At 60.1% G+C, this 26,448-nt stretch carries 20 protein-coding genes and 1 pseudogene; 10 read left to right on the top strand and 11 right to left on the bottom strand.

Annotated features, from left to right (window positions below; all coding sequences use genetic code 11):
* Positions 1-133: 133 nt before the first annotated feature.
* From NA645_RS09365 to NA645_RS09375, 3 genes are read right to left on the bottom strand one after another with little or no spacing between them, the layout of a single operon-like run.
* Complete coding sequence (locus NA645_RS09365; RefSeq protein WP_256048550.1) at positions 134-1,180, bottom strand: threonine aldolase family protein; 1,047 nt, start codon at positions 1,178-1,180, stop codon at positions 134-136.
* A gap of 23 nt (positions 1,181-1,203) precedes the next feature.
* A complete protein-coding gene (locus NA645_RS09370; protein WP_256048551.1) occupies positions 1,204-1,578 on the bottom strand; it encodes a DUF202 domain-containing protein in 375 nt (124 codons plus the stop codon).
* 2 nt (positions 1,579-1,580) lie between these two features.
* Positions 1,581-1,988, bottom strand: a complete 408-nt coding sequence (locus NA645_RS09375; protein ID WP_423836572.1) for a YidH family protein — start codon at positions 1,986-1,988, stop codon at positions 1,581-1,583.
* Positions 1,989-2,120: 132 nt separating this feature from the next.
* Between NA645_RS09375 and NA645_RS09380 the strand changes: the two genes are divergently transcribed.
* Positions 2,121-2,612, top strand: coding sequence for a copper chaperone PCu(A)C (locus NA645_RS09380; RefSeq protein ID WP_256048553.1), 492 nt, complete (start codon positions 2,121-2,123; stop codon positions 2,610-2,612).
* 133 nt (positions 2,613-2,745) lie between these two features.
* Here NA645_RS09380 and gorA read toward each other — a convergent pair whose 3' ends face one another.
* On the bottom strand, positions 2,746-4,104 hold the full coding sequence (gene gorA / locus NA645_RS09385; protein ID WP_256048555.1) for a glutathione-disulfide reductase: 1,359 nt from the start codon (positions 4,102-4,104) through the stop codon (positions 2,746-2,748).
* Positions 4,105-4,176: 72 nt separating this feature from the next.
* Between gorA and NA645_RS09390 the strand changes: the two genes are divergently transcribed.
* Positions 4,177-4,599, top strand: coding sequence for a VOC family protein (locus NA645_RS09390; protein ID WP_256048556.1), 423 nt, complete (start codon positions 4,177-4,179; stop codon positions 4,597-4,599).
* Between the two features lie 43 nt (positions 4,600-4,642).
* Here the strand turns inward: NA645_RS09390 and galU are convergent, their stop codons facing one another.
* Entirely contained in the window at positions 4,643-5,482 is an 840-nt protein-coding gene (gene galU, locus NA645_RS09395) for a UTP--glucose-1-phosphate uridylyltransferase GalU (protein ID WP_256048557.1), read from the bottom strand.
* A 456-nt stretch (positions 5,483-5,938) separates the two neighbouring features.
* On the opposite strand from galU, the gene hemN reads away from it, so the two are divergent.
* The 4 genes from hemN (at position 5,939) to NA645_RS09415 (ending at position 12,960) form a co-directional block, all read left to right on the top strand.
* Positions 5,939-7,327 (top strand): oxygen-independent coproporphyrinogen III oxidase, encoded by a 1,389-nt coding sequence (hemN, locus tag NA645_RS09400; RefSeq protein WP_256048558.1) that lies wholly within the window; start codon positions 5,939-5,941, stop codon positions 7,325-7,327.
* Positions 7,328-7,505: 178 nt separating this feature from the next.
* Positions 7,506-9,146, top strand: a complete 1,641-nt coding sequence (locus tag NA645_RS09405) for a VRR-NUC domain-containing protein (protein WP_256048559.1) — start codon at positions 7,506-7,508, stop codon at positions 9,144-9,146.
* Positions 9,143-11,398 carry an ATP-dependent DNA helicase gene (locus NA645_RS09410; RefSeq protein WP_256048560.1) on the top strand — a complete coding sequence of 752 codons (2,256 nt, stop codon included), beginning with the start codon at positions 9,143-9,145 and terminating at the stop codon, positions 11,396-11,398. Before NA645_RS09405 ends, NA645_RS09410 begins: the two co-directional genes overlap by 4 nt.
* Positions 11,399-11,691: 293 nt before the next feature.
* Entirely contained in the window at positions 11,692-12,960 is a 1,269-nt protein-coding gene (locus NA645_RS09415; protein WP_256048561.1) for an OprD family porin, read from the top strand.
* Between the two features lie 234 nt (positions 12,961-13,194).
* On the opposite strand, the gene NA645_RS09420 is transcribed toward NA645_RS09415, so the two are convergent.
* The 6 genes and pseudogenes from NA645_RS09420 to kdgD all read right to left on the bottom strand — a co-directional run bounded on the left by NA645_RS09420 (position 13,195) and on the right by kdgD (position 21,060).
* Entirely contained in the window at positions 13,195-14,106 is a 912-nt protein-coding gene (locus tag NA645_RS09420; RefSeq protein WP_256048562.1) for an aldose 1-epimerase, read from the bottom strand.
* 190 nt (positions 14,107-14,296) lie between these two features.
* Entirely contained in the window at positions 14,297-15,226 is a 930-nt protein-coding gene (locus tag NA645_RS09425; RefSeq protein ID WP_256048563.1) for a 2-hydroxyacid dehydrogenase, read from the bottom strand.
* A gap of 219 nt (positions 15,227-15,445) precedes the next feature.
* Positions 15,446-17,010 (bottom strand): annotated as a pseudogene (gene garD, locus NA645_RS09430) (galactarate dehydratase).
* Between the two features lie 136 nt (positions 17,011-17,146).
* Positions 17,147-18,490 carry a glucarate dehydratase gene (gene gudD, locus NA645_RS09435; RefSeq protein ID WP_256048564.1) on the bottom strand — a complete coding sequence of 448 codons (1,344 nt, stop codon included), beginning with the start codon at positions 18,488-18,490 and terminating at the stop codon, positions 17,147-17,149.
* Between the two features lie 119 nt (positions 18,491-18,609).
* Positions 18,610-20,052, bottom strand: a complete 1,443-nt coding sequence (locus NA645_RS09440) for an aldehyde dehydrogenase family protein (protein ID WP_197444981.1) — start codon at positions 20,050-20,052, stop codon at positions 18,610-18,612.
* 96 nt (positions 20,053-20,148) lie between these two features.
* Positions 20,149-21,060: a 5-dehydro-4-deoxyglucarate dehydratase gene (gene kdgD / locus NA645_RS09445; protein ID WP_197444980.1), complete on the bottom strand. Its 912-nt coding sequence runs from the start codon at positions 21,058-21,060 to the stop codon at positions 20,149-20,151.
* 561 nt (positions 21,061-21,621) lie between these two features.
* On the opposite strand from kdgD, the gene NA645_RS09450 reads away from it, so the two are divergent.
* The 4 genes from NA645_RS09450 (at position 21,622) to NA645_RS09465 (ending at position 26,136) form a co-directional block, all read left to right on the top strand.
* A complete protein-coding gene (locus NA645_RS09450) occupies positions 21,622-23,016 on the top strand; it encodes an enolase C-terminal domain-like protein (RefSeq protein WP_256048565.1) in 1,395 nt (464 codons plus the stop codon).
* Between the two features lie 65 nt (positions 23,017-23,081).
* Complete coding sequence (locus NA645_RS09455) at positions 23,082-24,050, top strand: Bug family tripartite tricarboxylate transporter substrate binding protein (protein WP_256048566.1); 969 nt, start codon at positions 23,082-23,084, stop codon at positions 24,048-24,050.
* A 67-nt stretch (positions 24,051-24,117) separates the two neighbouring features.
* On the top strand, positions 24,118-24,606 hold the full coding sequence (locus NA645_RS09460; RefSeq protein WP_131648757.1) for a tripartite tricarboxylate transporter TctB family protein: 489 nt from the start codon (positions 24,118-24,120) through the stop codon (positions 24,604-24,606).
* A gap of 9 nt (positions 24,607-24,615) precedes the next feature.
* Complete coding sequence (locus NA645_RS09465; RefSeq protein ID WP_131648756.1) at positions 24,616-26,136, top strand: tripartite tricarboxylate transporter permease; 1,521 nt, start codon at positions 24,616-24,618, stop codon at positions 26,134-26,136.
* Positions 26,137-26,448 lie beyond the last annotated feature (312 nt).

The following is a 26,448-nucleotide window of genomic DNA, read 5'->3' on the forward strand; positions in this document are numbered from 1 at the left end:
ATGTTAAGGGTTCGCATAATCTATATTATGTTAAATTAACTATCAGGAAAGAAGCCTCTCCTTGAGGTTTGCTGATTCATGCTGCTCCGCCGCCGCGCGGCCTATCTCGACAACGCGGCTTTTTTTCAGCTGACTATTGGTTCTGCAGCACCACACTACGGATGTCGTCAGCCAATTGCCGTACCCGCTCTTCGCTAGTGTCCCACGAGCACATGAAACGTGCGCCGCCGACGCCGATGAATGTGTAGAACATCCAACCGCGGCTCCTCAATGCTTCTAGCGCCAACGGCGGAATGCTCACGAAGACGCCGTTCGCTTCAACGGGAAACATCAGTTCCACGCCCGGCACGTCGCTGATCAATTTTGCTAGCAATTGCGCGCAGTGATTGGCGTGCTCGGCATATTTGATCCAGGCGTTGCTTTCCAGCAATCCAACCCATGGTGCGGACAGAAAGCGCATCTTGGATGCCAGCTGACCAGCTTGCTTGCAGCGGTATTCGAAGTCTTCGGCTAGGTCCCGGTTGAAGAACAGGATCGCTTCGCCCACGGCCATACCGTTCTTGGTGCCACCGAAACAGAGCACGTCTACGCCCGATTTCCAGCTCAGCTCGGCTGGCGACAGACCGAGAAACGCACAGGCATTAGCGAACCGTGCACCATCCATATGCAGATGCAGGCCAAGCTCTTTGCAGGTATCGCTGATCGCACGGAGTTCGTCGGGCCGGTAGACGGTGCCGATTTCAGTGGCTTGCGTAATGCTGACTACACGCGGCTTGGGGTAATGGATGTCCTTTCGCTTGAGTGCGACTTCGCGAATCGCCGCCGGGGTCAGCTTGCCCTCCTCGGTACGCGCCACCAGTAATTTGGAGCCGTTGGAGAAAAATTCCGGCGCGCCGCATTCATCGGTTTCGATATGCGCGATATCTCCGCAGATGACGCTGTGATAGCTCTGGCACAAGGATGACAGCGCCAGGGAATTAGCCGCCGTGCCGTTGAATGCGAAGAACACTTCGCAATCGGTTTCGAACAGCTGGCGGAAATGATCAGCGGCACGCGCCGTCCACTGATCATCACCGTAGGCACGGTCGTGTCCCTGATTCGCTCTGGCCATGGCCTCCCAGGCTTCAGGGCAAATGCCTGAATAATTGTCGCTGGCGAATTGCTGATTAGCGGTGGTCATTTAAGCCTCTTTTGGTTGCTGCCTCAGCGAGTGATCGGCAAGAAGATAATGGTGTAAAGCCCCAGAACGCCAAGCATAAAAACCGAAGCGCCCAGCCACAGGATCGAGCATGCATCGGCATGAATACGCCCGCTCTTCAATCCGCTAGCGCTACGTGCATAGCGACGTTGCTGAGTAGCCCAGATGTACAGCGCCGTGATCAGCGAAACCGCTAACAGCATGCCGACGAAAGCCCCGTGATAGGGCATCCAGCGCAGGAAAAGCGCGCTGACGGCGATCATGGTGAGCAAGGTCCGCCCCCATGCCAGCGATGTGCGTTCCGGCTGCAGTCCGGGATCTTCGTGCAGCGGCGGACCTGGCAGTTTGGGCTTCCGGCGTCGACGAACGGATATGTGCATGTTCAGCCGCGAAGCGCGATGAAACTGATCAGCGTCAACGTGACGAGCGTGCCGCCAATCGACAGTATCGGAATCAGCAGCGGAAACGGCAGCGGCCTGTTGTGGCGCATGGCACGCTCGATGCTCAGCCAGCGGATACAAGCCGTTGAGCTGATGAACATGGCCAGCAGCAACAGCGAGATCGACAGGAGCTTGCGTATCTCAAGGGAAAAGACGTCGCCGGTAAAGGCCTCGACTGCCACACCGCCAGCCAGTAGCGCCAGCGATGTGCGGATCCAGGCGAGAAAGGTTCGCTCGTTTGCCAGGGTGAACCGGGGATCGGGCTCCCTTCCGCCAGATAGCAACCGGTGGCTCCAGCGACTTCGTTCCGTCAAGTGATGTGTCTCCGATGGGATTTGGACCAGGCTCATTCAAACAGAAACGTTACCGCCCTGCAGGTTCAATTGTGGTGATTTGAACAACGTGCCAGCCACATCCAGTCACAGCGAAGGCGCGAGTTCTCATGCTACTGTGCGCCATCGAAAACCGCCTTGGAGAGATTCATGCTGCTTCGTCTGGTCACCGCTTTCGTACTCGGCACCGCCGCCCTGCCCGCCATGGCAAACGACCATGCCCACACCCACCATGCAATGACCGGTGCGCCTGCCGTTACGCAAGCATGGTCCCGCGCCATGCCGCCGAGCGCGCCAACTGGCGCCGTGTATTTCACGTTGCGCAATCCGGGCGATAAGCCGGATCGGCTCATCGGCGTGCAGACCCCCCGTGCGGAGAAAGCCGAATTGCATACCCATGTCCATGAAGGCGAGGTCATGCGTATGGAGCGTATCGACGCGGTAGACGTACCTGCCGGCGGCGAAGTTGAGTTCAAGCCGGGCGGCAATCACGTCATGCTGTTCAAGCTGAGCGAACCGCTGGTAGCTGGCGAGCAGTTTCCTCTTACGCTGATATTCGAAAACGCTGGTGAGGTGGCCGTCGAGGTTAGCATTCAGCACCAGGCCCCGGAGTCGAACGACAACGGGCACATGCATCACTAAAGCCTTGGCGAAAAAGCCTTGGCGAATCGGCGCGGCGGGTTTCGGTCCTGCCGCGTCCGTCGATAGAACCACCCTCTTCTCTTTGTCCGTTAGAAATCGGCTGAAGTTGATTGCGGACGACGCAGCATCCCGATCAGAAACCCGTTGGCGTACGCATGGTGACGAACTCTTCGGCTGCCGTCGGGTGAATGCCGACGGTATCGTCAAAGATGCGCTTGGTGGCGCCCGCCTTCAGCGCTACAGCCATGCCTTGCATGATTTCGCCCGCGTCCGGCCCGGCCATGTGGCAGCCCAGTACCTTGTCGGTGTTGGCATCGACCACCAGCTTCATCAAGCTGCGCTCGAGGCTGCCGGTCATCGTCAGCTTCATTGGACGGAAGCGACTTTCGAATAACACGACCTTATGGCCCTGTTCGCGGGCCTCTTCTTCTGTCAGCCCGACCGTTGCCATGTTCGGCAGGCTGAAGACCGCCGTGGCGATGGTGTTGTAGTCGACTGGCCGGTATTCATCGGGCTTGAACAGTTGGCGCGCCACCGCCATGCCTTCGGCCAGCGCGACGGGGGTCAGTTGGATTCGCCCGATCACATCGCCGATCGCTAGGATCGAAGGCGTGGACGTTCGGAACTGCTCGTCAACCGCGATGAAACCCCGACTATCGAGGGCGACGTCGACGTTCTCCAACCCCAGTCCTTCGAGCATCGGCCGCCGTCCCGTGGCGTACAGGATGCAGTCCGCCTCAAGAGTGCGCCCATCTTTCAGCGTGGCGAGCAGGCTGCCATCAGCCTGTTTGTCGATGCGCGCGATGTCGGCGTTGAACTGCAGGTCGATGTCCTTCTTGATCATCTCGTCCTTCAGGTGATCACGCAGCGAGCCATCGAAACCACGCAGGAACAGCTCGCCCCGGTACAGCAACTTGGTATCGGCACCACAGCCATGGAAGATCGATGCGAACTCGACGGCAATGTAGCCGCCGCCTACCACCAGCACGCGGCGCGGCAGTTCGTCGAGGTAGAAGGCTTCGTTGGAGGTGATGGCGTGCTCGCGACCTGGAATCTCCGGCACGAAGGGCCAGCCGCCAGTCGCGACGAGGATATGTTCGGCGCTGTAGTGCTGGCCTTCGACTTCAACCGTATGGGCGTCGATCAAGCGTGCGTGCGCTTGCAGCAAGGTGACGCCACTGTCGGTCAGCAGGTTCTTGTAAATGCCATTGAGTCGCTGGATTTCATGGTCCTTGTTGGCGATCAGGGTTTTCCAGTCGAAGGTCGCACCATCGATCGTCCAGCCATAGCCTTGGGCCTGGCCGATGTCTTCGGCATAGTGGGCTCCGTAGACCAGCAATTTCTTCGGTACACAGCCGACATTTACGCAGGTGCCGCCCAGATAACGGCTTTCGGCGACCGCGACGCGGGCACCGTAGCTGGCAGCGAAACGTGCCGCGCGGACGCCACCGGACCCTGCGCCGATGACGAAAAGATCGAAGTCGTAAGCCATGAACTGTTGTCTCCCTTGTAGATCGGACAGCATAACCCAGGCCGTTGGCCTGATTCACCGGAGGACTGCCGCATGCGCCCTACCCTGACCCATCTCGCACTGCACGTTCCCGATCTGGATGCCTGCATCGCTTTTTATGAGCAGTTCTGCGGAATGCATGTGTTTCACGAGCGCGCCGGAAAAGGGTCGCGCATCGTCTGGATGGCTGAGCCTGGAAAGGAGCGCGAATTCATCTTCGTAATCATGCCGGGAGGCCAGAACCGTAAGCTGGCTGAAAATGATTACAACCATTTTGGCTTTGCACTGGCGAGTCGCGCCGACGTCGATGCGATTGCGGCATGCGCCAGGCAGGCCGGCTGCCTGATCTGGGAGCCACGTGACGAGCCCTATCCGGTCGGTTATTACTGCGGTGTTCGTGATCCGGCTGGCAACTACGTCGAATTCAGCTACGGCCAGCCGTTGGGTCCGGGCGCCGAGGATATGCCAGCACCGTAAAACGCAAAGGCCACCCGAAGGTGGCCTTTTGGCATGGCGTAGATCAGAACGCCTTGCCAGTGAGGTAGAAGTTCTCGTAACAGAAGTTGGTCGCGGCAATATAGCCTTCGGCGCTACCGCAATCGAAACGCTGACCCTTGAACTTGTATGCCAGCACGCAGCCATCCTGAGCCTGACGCATCAAGGCGTCGGTGATCTGGATTTCGCCGCCCTTGCCCGGCTCGGTCTGCTCGATCAGGTTGAAGATGTCCGGCGTCAGAATGTAACGGCCGATGATCGCCAGATTAGACGGCGCGTCTTCCGGCTTGGGTTTCTCGACCATGTGGCTGACACGGTAGATGTCGTCGCGGATCATCTCGCCGGCGATCACGCCGTACTTGCTGGTTTCTTCCGGCGGCACTTCCTGAATGGCAACGATCGAGCAGCGGAACTGGTTGTACAGCTTAACCATCTGCGCCAGCACCGGATCGCCATCGAGGTTGATGCACAGGTCGTCCGCGAGGACCACTGCGAAGGGCTCGTCGCCGATCAGCGGGCGGCCGCTGAGAATGGCGTGGCCAAGCCCCTTCATTTCCACCTGACGGGTGTAAGAGAAGCTGCATTCGTCGATCAGTTTACGAATGCCGACCAGGTATTTTTCCTTGTCGGTGTTGCGGATCTGATGCTCGAGTTCGTAGCTGATATCGAAGTGGTCTTCCAGGGAGCGTTTGCCACGGCCGGTAACGATCGCGATCTGGCTAAGCCCGGCTGCCAGTGCCTCTTCTACCCCGTACTGAATCAGGGGTTTGTTCACTACCGGCAACATCTCCTTGGGCATGGCTTTGGTCGCAGGAAGGAAGCGCGTGCCATATCCGGCCGCAGGAAAAAGGCATTTCTTGATCATGTGAGTCCTTGAGAAGATTGTTCCGGTTGATGCACTGCGCCTGGATCGGTCAACAGCCATACCCTGCACGTCCTGCCGCCAGCGGCTGACTAGAGGCTACGACCACCGAAACGGCGAGGGGTTCGCACGTTTTTACTGGGCCAGTTCGAGCCCAAGGTCTGCAACCAAACGACCAGCGGTTATTGACTTGCGCACCGACATAGCTTGATCGGTGCTGAGCCGCTTGCCAAGTAGGTGAACGGCGGCCTTTTCGCGTTCAAGTTGTCGCACAGCTCGATGACATGAATGCGACGCCGCCATATCGCGCACCTTATTGAAGCCGCATTCAAGCTCCTTCTTGATCTGGGACAGCCGACTCGTGAACTAGAATCGAGATAATCGCCGCCACGAGGTCGCAGGCCGTCGACGACACCCCATCCGGCCCTTCCCCCCTATCAACCGCAAGGTGAACCAGATATGGACCAAACGCCGAGCTTTAACCGCGCCCTGGTCGAGAAGTATGACCGTCCGGGTCCTCGCTATACCTCCTACCCCACCGCGCCGCAGTTCCATCAGGCTTTCGCCATGGACGACTACCGCAGCGCAGCGACGGAAACCAACGAGGCTGCGACGCGCAAGCCGCTGTCGGTGTATATCCATATCCCGTTCTGCAAGAGCCTTTGCTACTACTGCGCCTGCAACAAAATCATCACTCACAAGACCGATCGGGCCGTCGAGTATCTGGATTACCTCAAGCGTGAAATAAAGATGCAGGCCGCGCTGTTCGATCGCTCGCGCAAGCTCACCCAGCTGCATCTGGGCGGTGGCACGCCGACTTACCTCACCAGCGAACAGCTGGCGGACCTAATGGCCACATTGCACGACGCTTTCAACATGGACGACAGCGACGATCACGAGTTTTCGCTGGAAGTCGATCCACGCACCGTCACCCCCGCGCAAATCCATCAATTACGTGCGCTGGGCTTCAATCGACTGAGCTTCGGCGTGCAGGACTTCGACGAACAGGTGCAGATCGCCGTCAACCGCATCCAGACCGAAGAGCAGACCCGCGAGCTGGTCCAGGCCGCCCGAGACGCGAACTTCAAATCGATCAGCGTGGATCTGATCTACGGGTTGCCATTGCAGACCGTGGATAGCTTCAACATCACCCTGAACAAGATCATCGACATCCGCCCCGACCGGATTGCCGCTTACAGCTACGCGCATTTGCCTGATCTGGTTCGCGCGCAGAAGCTGATTCGCCCCGAAGACATGCCGCCGCCGGAACGCAAGCTGGAGCTGCTGGAGCTCACCATCAAGCGCCTGACCGATGCCGGGTACGTCTATATCGGCATGGATCATTTCTCTCTGCCAGAAGACGAGCTGACCCTCGCCCGTGCCAACGGCACGCTGCAGCGCAACTTCCAGGGCTACTCGACCCATGCCGACTGCGATTTGATCGGCCTCGGCATTTCTTCCATTGGCAAGGTCGGCGACAGCTACAGCCAGAACGTGAAGGAGCTGTCGCAGTACTACGCGCGTTTGAACGAGGGGCTGCTCCCGGTGCATCGCGGCTACAAACTGAGCGAAGACGACCGTCTGCGCCGCGACGTGATCATATCGCTGATGTGTCACGGCCGCATCGACTTCGCCGAAATGGAAAAGCGCTACGGCATTGTTTTCCGCGACTATTTCGCCGACTCGTTGGCCAAACTCGACGAGCACGTCGCCGATGGCCTGGTCGAAATCCGTGACGACGCCGTGGTGCTGCTGCCCCAAGGCCATTTGATGATGCGCAACGTCGCCATGGCTTTCGATGCCTATCTGGGTGGCGAGCAGCGTGGGCGGTTCTCGCGTACCGTCTGACAAGTCCTACCTGACGCCTCCTGATCGCAGGAGGCGCGCTCCGCCCGAAACCGCCACGCTATCCATGCGTGCCATGATCGAACCACTGATCGTCCCGGCGTTGCCAAAACCAGCGACAACTGTATAAATACCCAGCTCGACGGGCGATATTGCCCGCGCTTACCGAACCGGACGTTCGATGCGCCAGGCACTGGAAAACCCCTTCTATTACCTCGACAACTTCTGCCAGGTACTCGCCTGGGTCGGCGAGCGCCACGGCGACCTGCTGGACGATGACGAACGCGCGTTCCTCGATCGTTTCCCACAGATACCTCAGGCCTCGCAGGCCCTGCTGGTGCGCATGGTGATGCGTAAAGGCACGCTGTTTCGTGCCAGCAAGTTGCGCTATGAGGAGATCGGTTGTCCGTTGCAGGCTTCGGCCGTCTTGATCGAACACGGCTGGATCGAGGTCGACCCAGTGCTGGATCTCGTCCAGCTGTTCGGTTTGCTGAAGAAAGATGAGCTGCTTCGCGTGTTCGGCGGCTCCTTCAACGGCCAGCGCAAGGGCGATCTGCTCCAGGCCTTGCTGGCTGAACATGAGCAGGCAAAACCCTTCGCCAGCTGGTGCGAAATGCTTGGTGATGCGGCGTTCGGCCTGGCCATCGGCGACCTGTGCGACCGGCTGCGGCTGATGTTCTTCGGCAATATTCATCAGGACTGGTCCGAATTCGTTCTTGCCGATCTGGGCATCTTCCGTTACGAGCAGGTCGCCTTCTCCCCTGCTTCCCGTGCCTTCCATGCGCGCGCCGAGGTGGATGCCTACTTGCACCTGCATCGCTGCCGCGAACGCTTCGATGCAGGTGAAGCGGTCGAAACCGTGCTGCTGGATATCCCGGCGACGCCATACGCCAACGACTGGCTGGAAAACCGCCGCGGCAAGCTGCTGCTGAGCCTGGCCCGGCAATGCGAGCGCAACGGTGATTTGTCCCTGGCGTTACAGCTGCACGCCGCCAACCGTTACCCCGGAGCACGCGAGCGAACGATCCGCGTGCTGGAACGCTGCGATCAGCCGGAAGCCGCGTTGCAACTGGCTCTGGCCGCTCAGGCCGCGCCTGAAAGCGAGCACGAAGCCCAGCAACTGCAACGCATTCTGCCGCGCCTGCGGCGGACCCTGGGTGAACCCGCTGCGCGCCGCGCCAGCATTGCCCAGCCGGAGCGAATAGACCTGATCTTGCCCAGGCCAGACGGAATGAGTGTCGAGCACGCGGTGCGCGAACACCTGACACACGACGATGCGCCCGTCTACTACGTGGAAAACGCGCTGATCAATTCGCTGCTGGGCCTGCTCTGCTGGGAAGCGATTTTCGCGCCCTTGCCCGGGGTTTTCTTTCACCCCTTCCACGCCGGGCCGGCAGACCTCGCTCGGCCCGATTTTCATGCCCGCCGCGCCGAGTTGTTCAGTGAATGCCTGAGCAAGCTCGGCACGGACGAATACCGCGACTGCATACGCCGGATGTATCAGCAGAAGTTCGGCCTGCAGTCGCAATTCGTCAGCTGGGGGCTGTTCGACGACACGCTGCTGGACGTGGCGCTCGACTGCATCCCCGCCGAGCATCTGCGCGCCTTTTTCCAGCGCATCCTGCAGGACGTGCCCAACCACCGCAGCGGGCTGCCGGATCTCGTTCAGTTCTGGCCCGGCGAGCGGCGCTACCAGCTGATTGAAGTAAAAGGCCCTGGCGATCGCCTGCAGGACAACCAGAAACGCTGGATCGACGTTGCGTTGCGTCACGCCATGCCGATTGCCGTCTGCTATGTCCAATGGGCCGAGGGCGACCGTTGAGCTATCGAATCGCAGTCCGCGCGCTGTGTGAATTCACCGCCAAGACGGGCGATCTGGACCTGCGTTTCACGCCCTCTCCCACTGCGCTGGAAGGGATGGCCGGGCACGTCACGGTGACCGCTCGCCGAGCAGAGGGCTATGAGCGCGAAGTGGCGCTCGAAGGGCAATTTCTTGATTTGCTGGTTCGGGGTCGCGCCGATGGTTACGACCCGGCGAAGAATCAGCTCGAGGAAATCAAGACCTACCGCGGAGACCTCTCGCGCCAACCAGCCAACCACCGTCAGCTGCACTGGGCACAGGCCAGGATCTACGGCTGGCTCTTGAGTACGTCGCGTAAGCTGAGCTCGCTGAATGTAGCGCTGGTGTACTTCGATGTGGTGAGCCAGAAGGAAACGCTGCTGGTCGAGACCTACAGCGCGGAACAGTTACAGGCGTTTTTCGAAGCCCAGTGCCATAGCTTCATCGCTTGGGCCGAACAGGAGCTGGCTCATCGGCATGAACGGGACCAGGTACTGAGCGAACTGAAGTTCCCCTACGTAGAGTTTCGCCGTGGCCAGCGACAACTGGCCGAAGCGGTATACAAGGCGGCGTGCACCGGAACGCATCTCATGGCGCAGGCGCCGACGGGTATCGGCAAGACCCTCGCCACGCTGTTCCCGCAACTCAAGGCGTTCCCCGGTCAGCAGTTGGACAAGTTGTTCTTTCTTGCGGCGAAGACTTCAGGACGGCAACTGGCGTTGGATGCGCTGAACAGCCTGACGACCGACGCAGCGCCCTTGCGAATATTAGAACTGACCGCGCGCGACAAGGCCTGCGAGCACCCGGACAAGGCTTGTCATGGCGAATCCTGCCCGCTCGCTCGCGGATTCTATGATCGCCTCCCGGCGGCACGTGCGGAGGCGGTGACGCGTCCGATGCTCGATCAGAAATCACTGCGCGAGACAGCGCTGCGCCATCAGGTCTGTCCTTATTACCTGAGCCAGGAACTGGCCCGCTGGGCCGATGTGGTGGTGGGCGATTACAACTATTACTTCGACATGAGCGCCCTGTTACACAGCCTGACGCTGGTCAATCAATGGCGCATCAGCGTGCTGGTGGACGAGGCTCACAATCTGTTGGAGCGCGGCCGGAGCATGTACACCGCAGAGCTCGATATCAGGCACTTCAAGGGCTTGAAAAAAACGGCGCCTGCCGTGCTTAAGAAACCGATCGAGCGAATCCTACGCAGCTGGGGCGACCTGCATCGCCCGCAAATCGCTACTTACGAGGTTCAGCCGGAGCTGCCGCAAAAACTCATCGGCGCGCTGCAACAGGCTATCAGTGCAATCACGGATTACCTCGGGGAACAGCCGGCCGGCATCGATCCCGCCTTGCAAAGCGCGTATTTCGACGCGATGCACTTCTGTCGTCTAGCCGAGTCGTTCGGGCCGCATTCGCTTTTCGACTGCACGTTGCTGCCACAACGCAGCGCTGGCGGTCGTAGCTCGATTCTCTGTATTCGCAACCTATTACCGGCGCCTTTTCTCGGCCCGCGTTTTCGAGAGGCACGTTCCTGCGTGCTGTTTTCGGCCACGCTCAACCCGAGGCCGTTCTATTCCGACACCCTGGGGCTGCCGCCGAATCATGTCTGGATCGATGTCGAATCGCCCTTTCGAGCCGAACAGCTGGAAGTGCGCCTGGCGCGCCATATCTCCACCCGCTATCAGGACCGTGCCGCCTCGCTGCAGGCCATCGTCGATCTGCTCGCGCAGCAGTATCACCAGCGCCCCGGCAACTACCTGGCGTTCTTCAGCAGTTTCGATTACCTGCAACAGGTGACTGGGCTGCTGGCGGCGCAGCATCCGGATCTGCCGTTCTGGGAACAGACGCGCGGCATGCCCGAAACGGCTCGCAGCGCCTTCCTCGGGCGCTTCACCGAGGAGAGTTGCGGTATCGGTTTTGCGGTTCTGGGCGGCGTCTTCTCCGAAGGTATCGATCTGCCTGGGAACAGGTTGATTGGCGCCTTCATCGCGACGCTAGGTCTGCCGCAGATCAATCCGGTGAATGAGCAGATGAAGGCTCGAATGAATGAGCTGTTTGGCGCCGGCTACGACTACACCTACCTCTACCCCGGCTTGCAGAAGGTCGTACAAGCTGCGGGCCGAGTCATCCGTACTACCGACGACCAGGGCGTGATCCATCTAATTGATGACCGCTTTGCACGTCCAAACGTCAGACAACTTCTGCCCGTTTGGTGGAACGCTATTTCTTAATGCCCTTTAGATTATAGATCCCTTCACAGCGCGTCTGGACCGCAAGGACAGCACTGCGCCTGCCCCGCAGCTTAAAAAACCTCCCTTAGACAAAAGTCTCGCGCCTTACATTTCTTTACAGATTGCATTGACAAGCATTCGGCTGTCGCCATAATTCGAAATGTCATATGACGACTGATAACAGATATGCGTCAAGACATGCGCCGCCTGCGTGCGGTCGCGCTACACCCCGTCTCGCCTATCGCCGTACGGCTAAGCGGGGCGGATAAATCAAAAAAGGGAGCACAACAACAATGACCCCACGCAATCCACTGTCCGCCGCCGTCTTCGCGGGCACGCTGTCACTAGCGCTTGGCATTCCCGCTGCTGCTCACGCAGCGGAAGGCTTTGTCGAAGGCAGCAAAGTCACCTTGAACGCACGTAATTTCTACATCAACCGCAACTTCGTCGATCCGGCCTATAACGGTGGTCAGAACAAGGCCGAAGAATGGACGCAGAGCTTCATTCTCAACGTTCAATCCGGTTATACGCCCGGTCCGATCGGCTTTGGCGTCGATGCGCTGGCCATGCTGTCGGTGAAGCTGGACGGCGGTGGCGGCACTTACGGAACTGCACTGCTCCCGACGCATGGCACAGGCGATGATCGTCACCCCGCCGATGATTTCGGCCGCATCGCCGTAGCTGCGAAAGCCAAAATCTCGGAAACCGAAATCCGTGTCGGTGAATGGCAGGTAGTCGTACCGGTTCTGCGCGCGGATGACGGGCGTTCGCTGCCGCAGACCTTCGAGGGCGGCATGATCACTTCCAAGGAGATCAGCAACCTGACGCTGTACGGCGGCCAGATGCGCCAGAACAGCACCCGTGACGACGCCAGCATGGAAGACATGTTCTTCGGCGGCGCCGGTTCGGATCGCTTCAACTTCGCCGGTGGCGAATACGCCTTCACCGACCAGACCAAGGTCGGCCTGTGGCATGCCCGCCTCGAAGACATCTACCAGCAGAGCTACGTTCAACTGCTGCACACCCAGCCTATCAGTGACAACCTCGCCTTCACGGCGAATCTCGGCTACTTCACCGGCAAGGATGAAGGTAGCGCGCTGGCCGGCGACCTGGACAACAAGACCTATTCCGGTCTGTTCGGCCTGCAAACCGGTGCCCATACGTTCTACGTCGGCCTACAGAAAGTCAGCGGTGATCAGTGGATGCGCGTCAACGGTACCAGTGGCGCTTCGCTGGCCAACGACAGCTTCAACTCCGCCTACGACGCCGCCGATGAGCGTTCCTGGCAGCTGCGCCATGACTACAACTTCGCAGGTGTTGGCGTTCCTGGGCTAACCCTGATGAACCGCTACATCAGCGGCGACAACATCACTACCGCAAGCGGTGACGAAGGCAAGGAATGGGGCCGCGAGTCCGAACTGGCTTACACCGTGCAAAGTGGTGCGTTCAAGAACCTGAACATCAAGTGGCGTAACTCCAGCATGCGTCGGGACAACTCGTTCAGCAACAACGAGTTCGACGAGAATCGTCTGATCTTCAACTATCCGATTTCGATCCTGTAAGCATCATTCACCACGCTGGACGCAACACTCCTCGCTCCTGTTGCGGAAACTTTGCCCGTCCTTGTGACGGGCTTTTTTCGTCCAGGTGGACGGAGAGACGGGTGGGAAGTCTTGTTGGAGCGGCTGCACCTTTCGCTGAGGCGTGGCGCCGGGCGGCTGAATCCCGCCGATAATCTTTGCGGCCTGCATATGGCGCAGGGCTTACGTTTCGCCGAGACGATAAGCAGCGCGCTTCTACGACCCCATGCGGTTCGCTCGCTCGATATTGATCCGGCAACCGATTCGCATGACTTCGCCGGGTGCCAGGGTGCGCATTCCGTTCGCCATCGGATCGCTCATGCCGAGCGCGTTGTTGGCGTGGGAAACCGGTTCCATCGCGAAAAAACCCATCTCCGCGGGCGGCGTAAACACCACCAGATGCCTCACCTCGCTCGTCATTGTCAGCTCGATACCTTTGCCCGGCCAACCGATCCGCGCCGGCCCATTCCAACCGACGAAGCAGTTGTCCAGGTTCGGGGATTCCAGGCGCCGTGGCTGCTGAAAATCCCACTGGGTCGGCACTTCCTTTAACTCAGCCGGCAAGTTTCGCTCATCGCTCAGCCAAACCGACTGCGCGGAGAATTGCAGCATGCACGCGTCATGACGGGCGAAATACGGGTGCCAGCCGAGGCCGGCGGGCATCGATCGCGTATCGATGTTGCGCAGGCTCAGGCGTAGGTCGACGCCCTGCTCGTCCAGGCGCAGCTCATGTTCGAGTTCGAAGGCGAACGGCCAGTCCAGCGCCGCTTCGCCCTCGGGTCGATGGGTGAAATGCAGGCTCAGGTTGGCGGCGCCCTGTTCGGTCACGCTCCAGGCCCGCTTCCAGGCAACGCCATGAATCGGCAATGGGTGTTCGGCAGACAGGCTGCGCAGTGGATAACGTTGGCCTTCGTGCTCGAAGGCAGCGTCACCGATCCGATTAGAAAACGGTGCCAGTACGAAGCAGCCGGTGCGGCGCACGCTATCGGAGCCGTCCCATGGTCGCAACAGGTCGATGTCATCGACAGTCAGTCGCGTGATCGCTCCGCCCAATGTCGGGCAGACCGACAGTCGCAGTGCGTCATGTCGCAGTTCAATCTCCGTCAGATCCGCTTGGAAGCCGGGCATTAAGGTGCTTCTCCTTGGCGAGCGCAGGCCCGCGAGAGTTGAAATGTAAGCGGCGCTCCACGCCAGCGCGCTTGTGGCTCGTGGCATGGCGGCGCCATGAGGATAACTCTAAAGGTGTCGGCCCCGAGCTTTTGGCCAAGCGCCGTGGCGACTAGCGTCGCCTCAGTCTGCAGCGTACCTGTGAGTGTGCTCAGACTGCTGTCAGCACCTCTCCACGCTCGAGAAACGCGCGTAGATTGGCGAACAACAGCTCTTCCATTGCCAGTCGCGTTTCCGCAGTGGCACTACCGATATGCGGGAGCAGGACGACATTGGGTAGCTCGAACAAAGCCGGCGGCACCTTTGGCTCTTCAGCGTAAACATCGAGCCCCGCGCCGCCGAGCCGTCCCTCAACTAGCGCCTCGACCAGCGCAGGTTCATCCACGACCGAACCGCGCGACACGTTGATCAGGATGCCGTTCGGGCCAAGCGCGTCCAATACGTCCCGATCGATCAGGTTGCGGCTGCTCGCCCCGCCCGGGCAAGTCAGCACGAGAAAATCGCTCCAGCGCGCCAGCTCGATCAGGCTCGGCTCATAACCGTAAACGCTGCTATCGACCGGTCGACGGTTGTGGTAACGCACCTGCATGTCGAAACCACTCGAACGCTTGGCTACCGCCTCGCCGATGCGGCCAAGGCCGACGATACCGAGCCGTTTGCCGCTGACACTGGTCGCCAGCGGTAAGCCGCCGGAAAGCCATTCGCCCGCGCGGACAAAGCGGTCGGCACGCGACATCTGCCGTGCACAGTCGATGATCAGCCCGAACGCCAGATCCGCCACGCAATCGTTGAGCACGTCCGGCGTGTTGCTCACAGGAATGCCGCGCGCCTGCGCCGCCGCCACGTCGATGGAGTCATAGCCAACCCCGAAGCTGATGATCGCCCGCAGGTTGGGCAAGCGTTCGATCAGAACCGCCGAGCACCCGAAACGCGCGGAGGTCACCACGACCTCGATACGGTGAGCCTGACGATCGAGTAACGCATCAGCGTCCTGCTCCCAGATGCGCAATACCTCATGCTCGGCAGCCAGACTACGGTTGAAACGTTCGGTTAGGGGGCCGAGCTGGAGAATGCAGGTCAAGGGGACTACCTCTTTAGTTCAACGCACCATGCGGGATTCAACAGACCAGCTCCGTAGGGGCGAATTCATTCGCCCGGATCCATCGCCAAGCGTCGGTTGAACAAGTTCAACCCTAAATGGGCCGTGCAAACGTTGCCTGTAGCGGCGAGCCTCGCTCCCTCTGCGAAGCGCTTGGCCGAACGAGTTCGGCCCTACGGCACCGCGCGCCAGGCGCTGAAATCAGGTGATCGGCGCCGGATTGAACAAGGTGATGTCGTTGTGAATCCTGTGCTGCTCGGCCCAGGTCTTCTTCCGCCCGCTGGCGACGTCCAGGTAGTAATGGAACAACTCCCAGCCCAGCTCTTCGATGCTGGAACGCCCGGTGGCGATGCGACCGGCGTCCACGTCGATCAAGTCCGGCCAGCGCTCGGCCAGTTCGGTGCGGGTCGAGACCTTGACCACCGGCGCCATGGCCAAGCCATAAGGCGTACCGCGCCCGGTGGTGAACACGTGCAGGTTCATGCCTGCCGCCAACTGCAAGGTTCCGCAGACGAAATCGCTGGCCGGTGTCGCGCAATAGATCAGCCCTTTACTGCTAAAGCGCTCACCGGGGCCGAGCACGCCGTTGATGGCGCTGCTGCCAGATTTGACGATGGAGCCCAAGGATTTCTCGACGATGTTGGACAGTCCACCCTTCTTGTTGCCAGGCGTGGTGTTGGCGCTGCGATCCGCCGCGCCGCGCTCAAGATACTGGTCGTACCAGTCCATCTCCCGCACCAGCGCTTCGGCCACTTCGGGCGTTTCGGCGCGTGAGGTGAGCATGTAGATGGCGTCGCGCACTTCGGTCACTTCGGAAAACATCACCGTGGCGCCTGCGCGGATCAGCAGATCCGAGGCGTAGCCCAGCGCTGGGTTGGCGGTGATACCGGAAAAGGCGTCGCTGCCACCGCACTGCATGCCGAGGATCAGTTCGGAGGCCGGTACGGTTTCGCGCTGGCGGCGATTCAGCTTTTGCAACCGCGTTTCGGCCAGGGCCATGATCTGTTCGATCATTTCTCCAAAGCCGGTGGCGGATTCCTGCAGACGATAGAGCCAGGGCTCGCTGAGATCGACCGAGGCGTCGCCTTCGTGCATCACCTGCTCGGCCTGCAGCTTTTCGCAGCCGAGGCTGATGACCAGGGCTTCGCCGCCAAGATTCGGATTGCGTGCAAGATTGCGCACCGTGCGGATCGGGATGTAGCGTCCTTGGCGTTGATCGCCACGCCACAACCATAGCTGTGCGTCAGCGCGACGACGTCGTCGACGTTGGGGTATTTGGGCAGCAGCTCCTTGCGAATGCGCGCGACCGCATGATCGAGCACGCCGGTGACGCACTGCACGGTCGTGGTAATACCGAGCACGTTGCGCGTGCCGACGCTGCCATCGGCGTTACGGTAACCCTCGAAGGTGAAGCCTTCGAGCGGCTCGAGCCGCTGTGGCACGGCGTCGGCCATGGGCAGGCTGTCGAGCGGCGGCGCCGAGGGCATGCGCAGCTGGGTTTCCTTGACCCATGAACCGCGGGCGATAGGTTCGAGCGCGTAACCGATGATCTGGCCGTAACGACGTACCGGCTGGTCAGGGCCGATGTCTACCAAAGCGACCTTGTGACTCTGCGGCACCGATTCGACCGTGACCAACCCATCTTCGAAGCGAGCTCCGGTCGGTACGCCACCATCATTGACCACCACGGCCACGTTATCCGCCTCGTTCAGACGGATATAACGAGGCGAGTCTTGATGCTGAATCAGTTCGGCGGTTTCGTTCATTTAAGTCTCCGGTATGGCCCCGGTTATTGTTTTCGGTCGCGTTGCGGAGGCGTTCGCGAGCAAGCTCGCTCCTACGGTTGCGGTGCCGTTCTTGTAGGAGCGAGCTTGCTCGCGAAGCGGCCTGCATGGGCTCGAATCAACGCACCATGCACGGCTGCTTGTTGTTGAACGTCCAATCCGGAATCAGGAACTGCATGGCGATGGCATCGTCGCGTGCGCCAAGTCCTTTCTCCAGATACAGCTCATGGGCTTTCTGCAGCGCATCCATGTCCAGCTCGATCCCCAGCCCCGCCTTGGCCGGCACGGCGACCTTGCCGCCAACGATCTGCAACGGCTCGCGGGTCAGGTATTGGCCGTCCTGCCAAATCCAATGGGTGTCGATCGCGGTGATTTTGCCCGGCGCTGCGGCGGCCACGTGGGTGAACATCGCCAACGAAATGTCGAAATGATTGTTGGAATGCGAGCCCCAGGTCAGGCCCCAGTCATGGCACATCTGCGCGACGCGCACCGAGCCACCCATGGTCCAGAAATGCGGGTCGGCCAGCGGGATGTCCACTGACTGCAGCTGCACGGTATGGCCCATCTGCCGCCAATCGGTGGCGATCATGTTGGTGGCTGTCGGCAAACCGGTGGCGCGGCGAAATTCAGCCATCACTTCGCGACCGGAGTAGCCGTTCTCGGCACCGCAGGGGTCTTCGGCGTAGGCCAGTACGCCGTGCAGGTCCTTGCACAGCTCGATGGCTTCGGCCAGCGACCAGGCGCCGTTTGGATCAAGTGTGATGCGCGCATCGGGGAAACGCTCGGCCAGCGCACGGATCGCCTTGACTTCTTCGCGACCTGACAACACACCGCCCTTGAGTTTGAAATCCTTGAAACCGTAGCGCTCATACGCGGCTTCGGCCTGCCGGACCACCGCTTCGGGCGTCAAGGCTTCTTCGTTGCGCACGCGGAACCAAGCGTCGTCGGCATCCGATTCGTCGCGGTAGCCGAGGTCGGTCTTGTTGCGGTCTGCGATGTAGAACAGATAGCCAAGCATCTCCACTTCGTCACGCTGCTGGCCGTCACCGAGCAACGCCGCGACCGGCACGCCGAGGTGCTGGCCGAGCAAGTCGAGCAGTGCCGACTCCAGAGCAGTGATGGCATGGATGGCAATACGCAGATCGAAGGTCTGCAGACCGCGACCGCCAACATCGCGGTCGGCGAAGGCCTTGCGTGCCTGGTTCAGCAAGCCGTTGTAGTTGCCGACCGACTGACCCACAAGGATGGACCGTGCATCTTCCAGGGTCTGGCGAATCGCCTCGCCACCAGGGACTTCGCCGACTCCGGTGTTGCCGGCGCTGTCTTTGAGAATGAGGATGTTGCGGGTGAAATACGGACCATGTGCGCCGCTCAGATTGAGCAGCATGCTGTCCTGACCGGCGACCGGAACCACCTGAAGCTCGGTGACGACCGGAGCGCCTCGATTCGCAGAATTGTTCATACGCGTCTCTCTATTGTTCTTATGGTCCGCTGTACGGAAACGATCTGCCGCCATGGACCGCAGCCCGCGAGTCACTCGAACGACTCGGCGAGTTGCAGCACATGAAGCGGCACGGCTGATCAGCCGATGTAGGTGGTCTTCACCGTCGTGTAGAACTCCTGGGCGTAGCGCCCTTGCTCGCGCGGTCCGTAGGACGAGCCTTTGCGGCCACCGAACGGCACGTGGTAATCCACGCCGGCAGTCGGCAGGTTGATCATCACCATCCCGGCCTGGGAATGACGCTTGAAGTGATTGGCGTACTTCAGCGAGGTGGTGCAGATACCGGCAGACAGCCCGAACTCGGTGTCGTTGGCCATCGCCAGGGCTTCGTCGTAATCCTTCACGCGGACCACGTTGGCCACCGGTCCGAAGATCTCTTCACGGCTGATGCGCATGTCGGCGGTGCTGTCGACGAACAGTGTTGGCGCGAGGAAGTAACCTTCGGTGCCGCACTTGACGCGTTCTCCACCACAGGCCAGGCGTGCGCCCTCTTCCTTGCCGATTTCGATGTACCGCAGGTCTTGTTCCAGCTGGGCCTCGGAAACCACCGGACCGACGTCCACGCCCTGCTCCAGGGCCGAGCCGACCTTGATCTTCTTGATGCGCTCGATCATGGCTTCGACGAAACGGTCGTAGATGCCTTCGGTGACGATAATGCGGCTGGACGCGGTGCAGCGCTGGCCGGTCGAATAGAAGGCGCTCTGGGTGGCCAGCTCGACGGCGGTGTTGAGGTCGGCGTCATCGAGGATGATCTGCGGATTCTTGCCGCCCATCTCCAGCTGAACCTTGGCATGACGGCCTACACAGGTCGCGGCGATGCCACGTCCGACACCAACCGAGCCGGTGAAGCTGACGCCATCGACGCGTTTGTCGTTGACGATGGCTTCGCCGACTTCACGGCCCTTGCCCATCACCAGATTGAACACGCCTGCCGGAAAGCCTGCGCGGGAAATGATTTCGGCGATGGCCCAGGCGCAGCCAGGGACCAGATCAGCCGGCTTGATGACCACGCAGTTGCCGTAAGCCAGCGCCGGAGCGATCTTCCAGGCCGGAATGGCGATGGGGAAGTTCCAGGGGGTGATCAGGCCGATCACGCCCAGTGGCTCACGGGTCACCTCGACGCTCACGCCCGGACGAACCGACTGCAGGGTTTCGCCGGCCTGACGCAGGCATTCGCCAGCGAAGAACTTGAAGATGTTACCGGCGCGAGCCACTTCACCGATGGCTTCGGGCAATGTCTTGCCCTCTTCGCGGGCCAGGAGCGCGCCCAGCTCTTCGCGGCGGGCAAGGATTTCCAGACCGACTTTCTCAAGCGCATCAGCGCGTGCCTGGATGCCCGACGTAGACCACGCCGGGAACGCCTTGCGTGCTGCTGTGACGGCGGCCTCGACCTGTGCAGCGTCCGCCTGGGCGTATTCGCCGATGACGTCCGAGAGATCGGATGGATTGATGTTGGCCTGATAGTTCTTGCCGGTTACCCACTGGCCATCGATGTAGTTGTCGTAACGTTTTACGTCTGCCACGGAGCTCTCTCCTGCGTGAGGTCCGCCGACCGCGCCATGCCAATGGATGGCGGGCGCCGGCGGCGGGTGGGGCGAGTGATAGATCGGGCTGGACCGTTATTGAGCGCCCTGCTTTTCGACCAAAGCGGCGAGCGCTTCGTATTCTTCAGGTCGCAGCTCGGTCAAGGGTGCGCGAACCGGGCCGGCATCGTAACCAGATATACGCGCGCCGGCCTTGACGATGCTGACCGCGTAGCCCTTGCAACGGTTGCGGATGTCGAGATACGGCAGGAAGAAATCATCGATCAGCTTACCGACGGTTTCGTGATCCTCGCGGGCGACGGCATGGTAGAACTCCATCGCCATCTTCGGAACGAAGTTGAACACCGCCGATGAATAGACCGGAACGCCGAGTGCCTTGTATGCCGCGGCATAGACTTCGGCAGTCGGCAGGCCACCCAGATAGGTCAGACGCTCGCCGAGACGACGACGGATGGACACCATCAGCTCGATATCACCCAGGCCGTCCTTGTAACCGATCAGGTTGGGGCAGCGTTCGGCCAGTTGCTCGAGCAGCGGCGCAGTCAGGCGGCAAACGTTGCGGTTGTAGACCACCACACCGATATTGACCGACTTGCACACCTCCTCGACGTGTTTGGCGACACCTTCCTGGCTGGCTTCAGTCAAGTAGTGAGGCAGCAACAGCAGACCTTTCGCCCCCAGACGCTCCGCTTCCTGGGCATAGGCGATGGCCTGACGAGTCGGGCCGCCGACACCAGCGAGGATCGGCACCTGCCCGGCGCAAGTATCGACAGCGGTCTTGATGATGTCCGGATATTCCTGAGGTGTCAGCGAGAAGAATTCGCCAGTGCCACCCGCAGCGAAAAGCGCCGTCGCACCATAAGGCGCCAGCCATTCCAGGCGCTTGATATAACCGGCACGGTTGAAGTCGCCCTGCTGGTCGAAATCGGTGAGCGGGAAGGACAGCAGACCAGAAGAGAGGATGGCCTTCAGTTCTTGTGGATTCATTGTTCGAGCATCCTAATGAAACTAATCGGTATGAGTGGGGCCGCAGCCTTGGAGATACGTTATCGTACAACTATTATGAATGCTAGCCGTTTATAGAAAGTTTCTCGAGCGGCTCATTGGCGGCACCTCTGAACGACATGGAGCGAGCGATAGATGTCCGATGGATACCTCGATGACAAAGCAGTACCAAACGCAACAAAGGTTGATTAACCGATGAACCGAAAAGATGCTGTTTGGGATGTTTCAATTGTTTGACATCCATCCAGTGCGCTGCTAAAAACCAATCAAGTCATACGACAACGTATAACAAAAAACAGAGCTCAAGAGTCATGAATCTCTCCCGCCCTCGTCTAGCGATCAAGCTGTCTCTTACGCTTCGAGTTCCGTTTGCGGGATCGATGAGCTCTGCACTGTTCGCTTTTCACGTTACAGATCAAATCGACCTCACCGTCAGTCCGGGCTGCCCCGCTGCTGTAAAGCTGGCACGGAGACGCTCGACCCTCGCGATACACAACTGATCAACCCTCGCTCACAACAACAATCAAGGGAGCTATGCAGCAGATGTTAGACGCAAAGACGGCGACCCCGGCGGTAACTGAAATGCAGGTGATTCCGGTGGCCGGTTACGACAGCATGCTACTCAACCTCTGCGGCGCGCATTCTCCGTATTTCACCCGCAATTTGGTGATTCTCAAAGACAGCGCCGGCCGCACCGGTATCGGTGAGGTGCCAGGAGGCGAAGGCATTCGTCAGGCACTCGAACGTACCAAGGGGCTGGTGATTGGTCAGCAGATCGGTCGCTACAACCGGGTGCTGAATATGTTGCGCCATGCCATCGTCGGCGGCTCGGCGGGTGGCCCGCAGACCACTCAGCATCAGGTGACCTCTGAGGCGGAAGCCGCCGTTTTGAAGCAGCCGCACGAGATCAATTTGCGGCTGGACAACGTCATCACTGCGGTCGAAGCCGCCCTCCTCGACCTGCTCGGCCAGCATCTCGACGTGCCCGTGGCAGAGCTGCTCGGCAATGGACAGCAACGTGACAGCGTGCCGATGCTGGCGTACCTCTTCTATATAGGGGATCGCGATCGCACCGACCTGCCCTATCTCGCCGGTACCGGTTCGGCCGATGACTGGTACCACATCCGTCATCAAGAGGCAGTCACACCCGAATCAATCGTTCGGCTGGCGGAGGCCGCTGCGGCGCGCTACGGCTTCAAGGATTTCAAACTCAAGGGCGGCGTGATGCGCGGCAGCGAAGAAATGCAGGCGATCGCCGGCGTCAAGGCGCGCTTCCCTGACGCGCGCGTCACGCTGGACCCTAATGGCGCCTGGTCACTGGCCGAGGCCATCGAACTGTGCAAGGGCCAGGGCCATATCCTCGCGTATGCCGAAGATCCTTGCGGACCGGAAAATGGTTACTCCGGTCGTGAAGTCATGGCCGAATTCAAGCGCGCAACCGGTATCCCGACCGCCACCAACATGGTGGCCACCGACTGGCGGCAAATGGGGCATTCGTTCCGCCTGGATGCCGTCGATATTCCGCTGGCCGATCCGCACTTCTGGACCATGAGCGGCTCGGTGCGACTCGCTCAGCTATGCGAGCAGTTCGGCCTGACCTGGGGTTCGCACTCCAACAATCACTTCGATGTTTCCCTGGCGATGTTCACTCACGCCGCCGCGGCTGCGCCCGGCAAGATCACCGCGATCGACACCCACTGGATATGGCAGGAAGGTCAGGAGCGCCTGACTCGCGAGCCCCTGCAAATCATCGGTGGCGAAGTACAGGTGCCCGACAAGCCGGGCCTTGGTATCGAGCCGGACATGGACCGGATCATGGCCGCGCACGCGCTTTACAACAAAGTCGCCACTGGCGCCCGTGATGACGCCATGGCCATGCAGTACCTGGCGCCAGGCTGGAAATACGATCCCAAGCGCCCCAGCCTGGGCCGTTCATGACCCCAACGCGAGCTAAGCAGAACGATAAGACGAAGCGCCGCACCCCCGACCGGAGAGACTTGACAATGAAAAAAGCAATTAGCGCCTCCCTTGTGTCCGCCGTACTGGCAACTGCCGTCAGCGGCGCGTTCGCCGCCGAGGCCGAATGGCCCACGCGTCCGGTTCAGGTCGTCGTCATCGCCAATGCCGGCGGTGATACCGACTTCAATGCCCGCACCATGGCCAAGTACTTCACCAAGATCACCGGCGAAGCGATGGTCATCACCAACGTAGCCGGTGGCGGCGGCACCCTCGCCGCCGAACAGGTCAAGCAGGCCGATCCGGATGGCAACACTATTCTGTTCACCCACACCGGGCAGATGATCGTCAACGAAGTGGCGGGATTGAGCGAAGACAGCCTCGATGCCTTCGACATCTGTTGCATCGCAGGCGTCGACAAGGGGGCTATTTTCGTCGCTTCGAAAAGCTCCGGCCTGACCTCGCTGGAAGATCTGATCTCTAAATCCAAGGCCGAGCCAAGCAGCGTGACCTATGGCACCGAGATGGGCAGCTACTCGCACCTGCAGGGCTTGAAGTTCGAGGGCCTGACCGACACCAAGCTGAAGATGGTCGACGCCGGTACGGTTTCCGAGAAGGTCGTCGCGCTGTTGGGTAGCCGTATCGACCTCGCCGCAATCAGCTACGGGTCCGTTCAGGACTACATTGCCAGCGGCGAGATGGTGGCTCTCGGTCAACCCAACGACGAGCGCAACCCATTGCTCGGAGACGTCAAGACGTTCGAAGAGCAAGGCGTCGACTTCGTCATGGATAAGCCCTACATCGTTGCCTTTCCGGACGGCACCGACCCGGCCATCGTGGACAAAATGGCAGGCATCGTGAAACAGATCACCGAAATGCCCGAGTACGCCGATGAGTTGCGCAAATCCTTCAAACAGCCAGTCAGCTATTTCGGCAAGGAGGAGTCCATAGAGCGCCTGAAGAACACTCGCGAAGACTTCATGGAATACAAGGACGAGTTGCGCCAAAGCAAGTAAGCACCGCGACACGATGCCGGGCACGCGCCCTGCGCCCGGCAATTCTCCCTCCGATACGAGAATCGCCATGCATACCTATAAGAGAAAGGAGTTACTGGTCGGAGCGCTGATGCTGGGCGCCGGCCTGTTCTACCTGTTCCTGACCATGAACCTTCCGCGCAAAGGCGCCATTGACGCTTCCACCGTTCCCTACGTTCTGTCGATCGGGCTATGCCTGCTCGGTGTGCTGCAACTGCTGACCGCGACCAAGGCCACACAGCCCCCGGCAGACCCAGACGCAGATGCAGAACTACCCGACAGCACGCCGCCGGACTACCCCACAGTGTTCAAGACACTGGGATTGATCGCCGTGTACGTTGCGTTGCTGCAGAAAGTCGGCTTTCCGATCATGACTGTGCTGTATCTGTATGCGCAGTTCATCGTGATCACTCCGCGCGAGCGGAAGATCAACCATGTCGCTTATATCGTCATTGCGTTGGTGTCATCGGCCGTCATTTTCGTCACCTTCCGCCAGGGCTTCGATCTGATGCTCCCGGCCGGCTTTTTGAAATTCTAGGAGACGGACATGATCGAACTCTTCCAGACCGGCTTCGCCGCGGTCTTTTCCCCCTACATTTTCATCCTGATCACGCTTGGCGTAGCCGTCGGCATCGTCTTTGGTGCGGTCCCCGGATTGTCGGCGACGATGGCGATTGCGCTCTGTCTGCCGCTCACGTATGCCATGGGTCCTGCCGCCGGGCTGTCGCTGCTGGTCGCGCTGTTCGTTGGCGCCACCTCGGGAGGCTTGATTTCGGCGATTCTGCTGAAGATTCCCGGAACGCCCGCCTCCATCGCCACCACCTTCGATGGTGGGCCGATGATGGAAAAAGGTGAAGGGTTGAAGGCGCTTGGTGTGGGTGTGGTGTTCTCCTTTCTCGGCACCATCTTCAGCATCGTCGCCCTGCTTTCGATTGCCCCTTCACTGGCCAAAATCGCCTTGCGCTTCGGGCCGCACGAATACTTTGCCATTGCGATCTTCTCGCTAACGCTGATTGCGACGCTCTCCACCGGCTCGCTGCTTAAAGGCATTTATGCTGGCGTCCTGGGTTTTGCGTTCTCCACCGTAGGCATCGCGCCAGTCGACGCCATTCGCCGCTTCACCTTCGACTCGCCGAACCTGAACGGCGGCTTCGCCATGTTGACGGTCATGATCGGTATGTTCGCGGTGGCAGAGGTGATCAAGATCGCCGAGACCGGCCGGGCAGCGCACAAAACCAAGGTCGCCTCTGTAAGCATGAAGAACGTTAAGGGCTTCGGCTTTTCACTCAGGGAGTTTTTCGGGCAGATTCCAAACGCGTTCCGCTCAGGATTGATCGGTATCGGTATCGGCATCCTGCCGGGTATCGGCGCAGGCACGTCGAACATCGTCTCCTACATCATTGCGAAGAAGCGCTCCAAACATCCCGAGCAGTTCGGCAAGGGCGCCGTCGAAGGCGTGGTCGCCAGTGAAACCGCGAACAACGCAGGCATCGGCAGCGCCATGATTCCGCTGATGACGCTCGGCATACCGGGCGATACCGTCACCGCGATCCTGCTCGGTGGCTTCATGATCCACGGTATTCAGCCCGGACCGCTGCTGTTCATCAGCCAGGGCGAGCTGGTCTACACCATCTTCGCAGCACTGATCCTGGCCTCGGTTTTGATGTTGGTGCTGGAGTTCTATGGGCTACGAATCTTCATCAAACTACTGGCAGTGCCCAAGCATATTCTGCTGCCGATCATCCTGGTTCTATGCGTGGTAGGTGCTTTCGGCTTGAGCAGTCGCGTGTTCGATGTCTGGACCATTCTGCTGTTCGGCCTGATCGGATACGGCTTCGTCAAAGGCGGGATGCCCGCGGCGCCATTCATCATTGGTTTCATCCTGGGCCCGATGGCCGAGACCAATCTGCGTCGCGGCCTGATGCTGTCGGATGGTGACTTCATGGGCTTTTTAACGAATCCGATCTCGGCCAGTTTCCTGTTGCTGGCGCTTGCGTCGGTGCTATGGCATCTAGTGACCGCGCTGCGCCACCAAAGGAGTGCCGTAACCAAGTTGCAGGGCGCCTGAAACAACCCCCAGTTGCGGCAGAGATTGGGAGTTGTGCTAGACCGCCGACCGCGCCCTTTGGCGCGGTCCTTTGTTTGGTGAAGCTGCCAACAAGGGTTTGCCGATGCACTCGGCCAGAGCTTGTCACGCGACCCCGTCATCATACAACCTGAGTGGAATACCGGAGCTTTCTCGCTACACGCCGGTGTGCTGGCCATCACGACTTTAGTGGGATGTGAAAACGCCGTACGGATAGTTAGCGTGGTGGTCGATGCTACTGGCGGAGTGCTCGCAAGTCCGCACTGGATGGTTATTTCGTGACCTCCAGTACCT

The organism is Stutzerimonas stutzeri, assembly GCF_024448955.1.
Classification (GTDB): Bacteria; Pseudomonadota; Gammaproteobacteria; order Pseudomonadales; family Pseudomonadaceae; genus Stutzerimonas; species Stutzerimonas stutzeri_AQ.

What these genes read in the sequence shown, in the direction of transcription:
- NA645_RS09380 (WP_256048553.1), top strand. Translation starts at nt 2,121, where the DNA reads ATGCTGCTTCGTCTGGTCACCGCTTTCGTACTCGGCACCGCCGCCCTG.
- NA645_RS09420 (WP_256048562.1), bottom strand. Translation starts at nt 14,106, where the DNA reads ATGCCCGGCTTCCAAGCGGATCTGACGGAGATTGAACTGCGACATGAC.
- gudD (WP_256048564.1), bottom strand. Translation starts at nt 18,490, where the DNA reads ATGAACAATTCTGCGAATCGAGGCGCTCCGGTCGTCACCGAGCTTCAG.
- kdgD (WP_197444980.1), bottom strand. Translation starts at nt 21,060, where the DNA reads ATGAATCCACAAGAACTGAAGGCCATCCTCTCTTCTGGTCTGCTGTCC.
- NA645_RS09390 (WP_256048556.1), top strand. Translation starts at nt 4,177, where the DNA reads ATGCGCCCTACCCTGACCCATCTCGCACTGCACGTTCCCGATCTGGAT.
- NA645_RS09450 (WP_256048565.1), top strand. Translation starts at nt 21,622, where the DNA reads ATGTTAGACGCAAAGACGGCGACCCCGGCGGTAACTGAAATGCAGGTG.
- gorA (WP_256048555.1), bottom strand. Translation starts at nt 4,104, where the DNA reads ATGGCTTACGACTTCGATCTTTTCGTCATCGGCGCAGGGTCCGGTGGC.
- NA645_RS09375 (WP_423836572.1), bottom strand. Translation starts at nt 1,988, where the DNA reads ATGAGCCTGGTCCAAATCCCATCGGAGACACATCACTTGACGGAACGA.
- NA645_RS09465 (WP_131648756.1), top strand. Translation starts at nt 24,616, where the DNA reads ATGATCGAACTCTTCCAGACCGGCTTCGCCGCGGTCTTTTCCCCCTAC.
- NA645_RS09415 (WP_256048561.1), top strand. Translation starts at nt 11,692, where the DNA reads ATGACCCCACGCAATCCACTGTCCGCCGCCGTCTTCGCGGGCACGCTG.
- NA645_RS09365 (WP_256048550.1), bottom strand. Translation starts at nt 1,180, where the DNA reads ATGACCACCGCTAATCAGCAATTCGCCAGCGACAATTATTCAGGCATT.
- galU (WP_256048557.1), bottom strand. Translation starts at nt 5,482, where the DNA reads ATGATCAAGAAATGCCTTTTTCCTGCGGCCGGATATGGCACGCGCTTC.
- hemN (WP_256048558.1), top strand. Translation starts at nt 5,939, where the DNA reads ATGGACCAAACGCCGAGCTTTAACCGCGCCCTGGTCGAGAAGTATGAC.
- NA645_RS09370 (WP_256048551.1), bottom strand. Translation starts at nt 1,578, where the DNA reads ATGCACATATCCGTTCGTCGACGCCGGAAGCCCAAACTGCCAGGTCCG.
- NA645_RS09405 (WP_256048559.1), top strand. Translation starts at nt 7,506, where the DNA reads ATGCGCCAGGCACTGGAAAACCCCTTCTATTACCTCGACAACTTCTGC.
- NA645_RS09460 (WP_131648757.1), top strand. Translation starts at nt 24,118, where the DNA reads ATGCATACCTATAAGAGAAAGGAGTTACTGGTCGGAGCGCTGATGCTG.
- NA645_RS09455 (WP_256048566.1), top strand. Translation starts at nt 23,082, where the DNA reads ATGAAAAAAGCAATTAGCGCCTCCCTTGTGTCCGCCGTACTGGCAACT.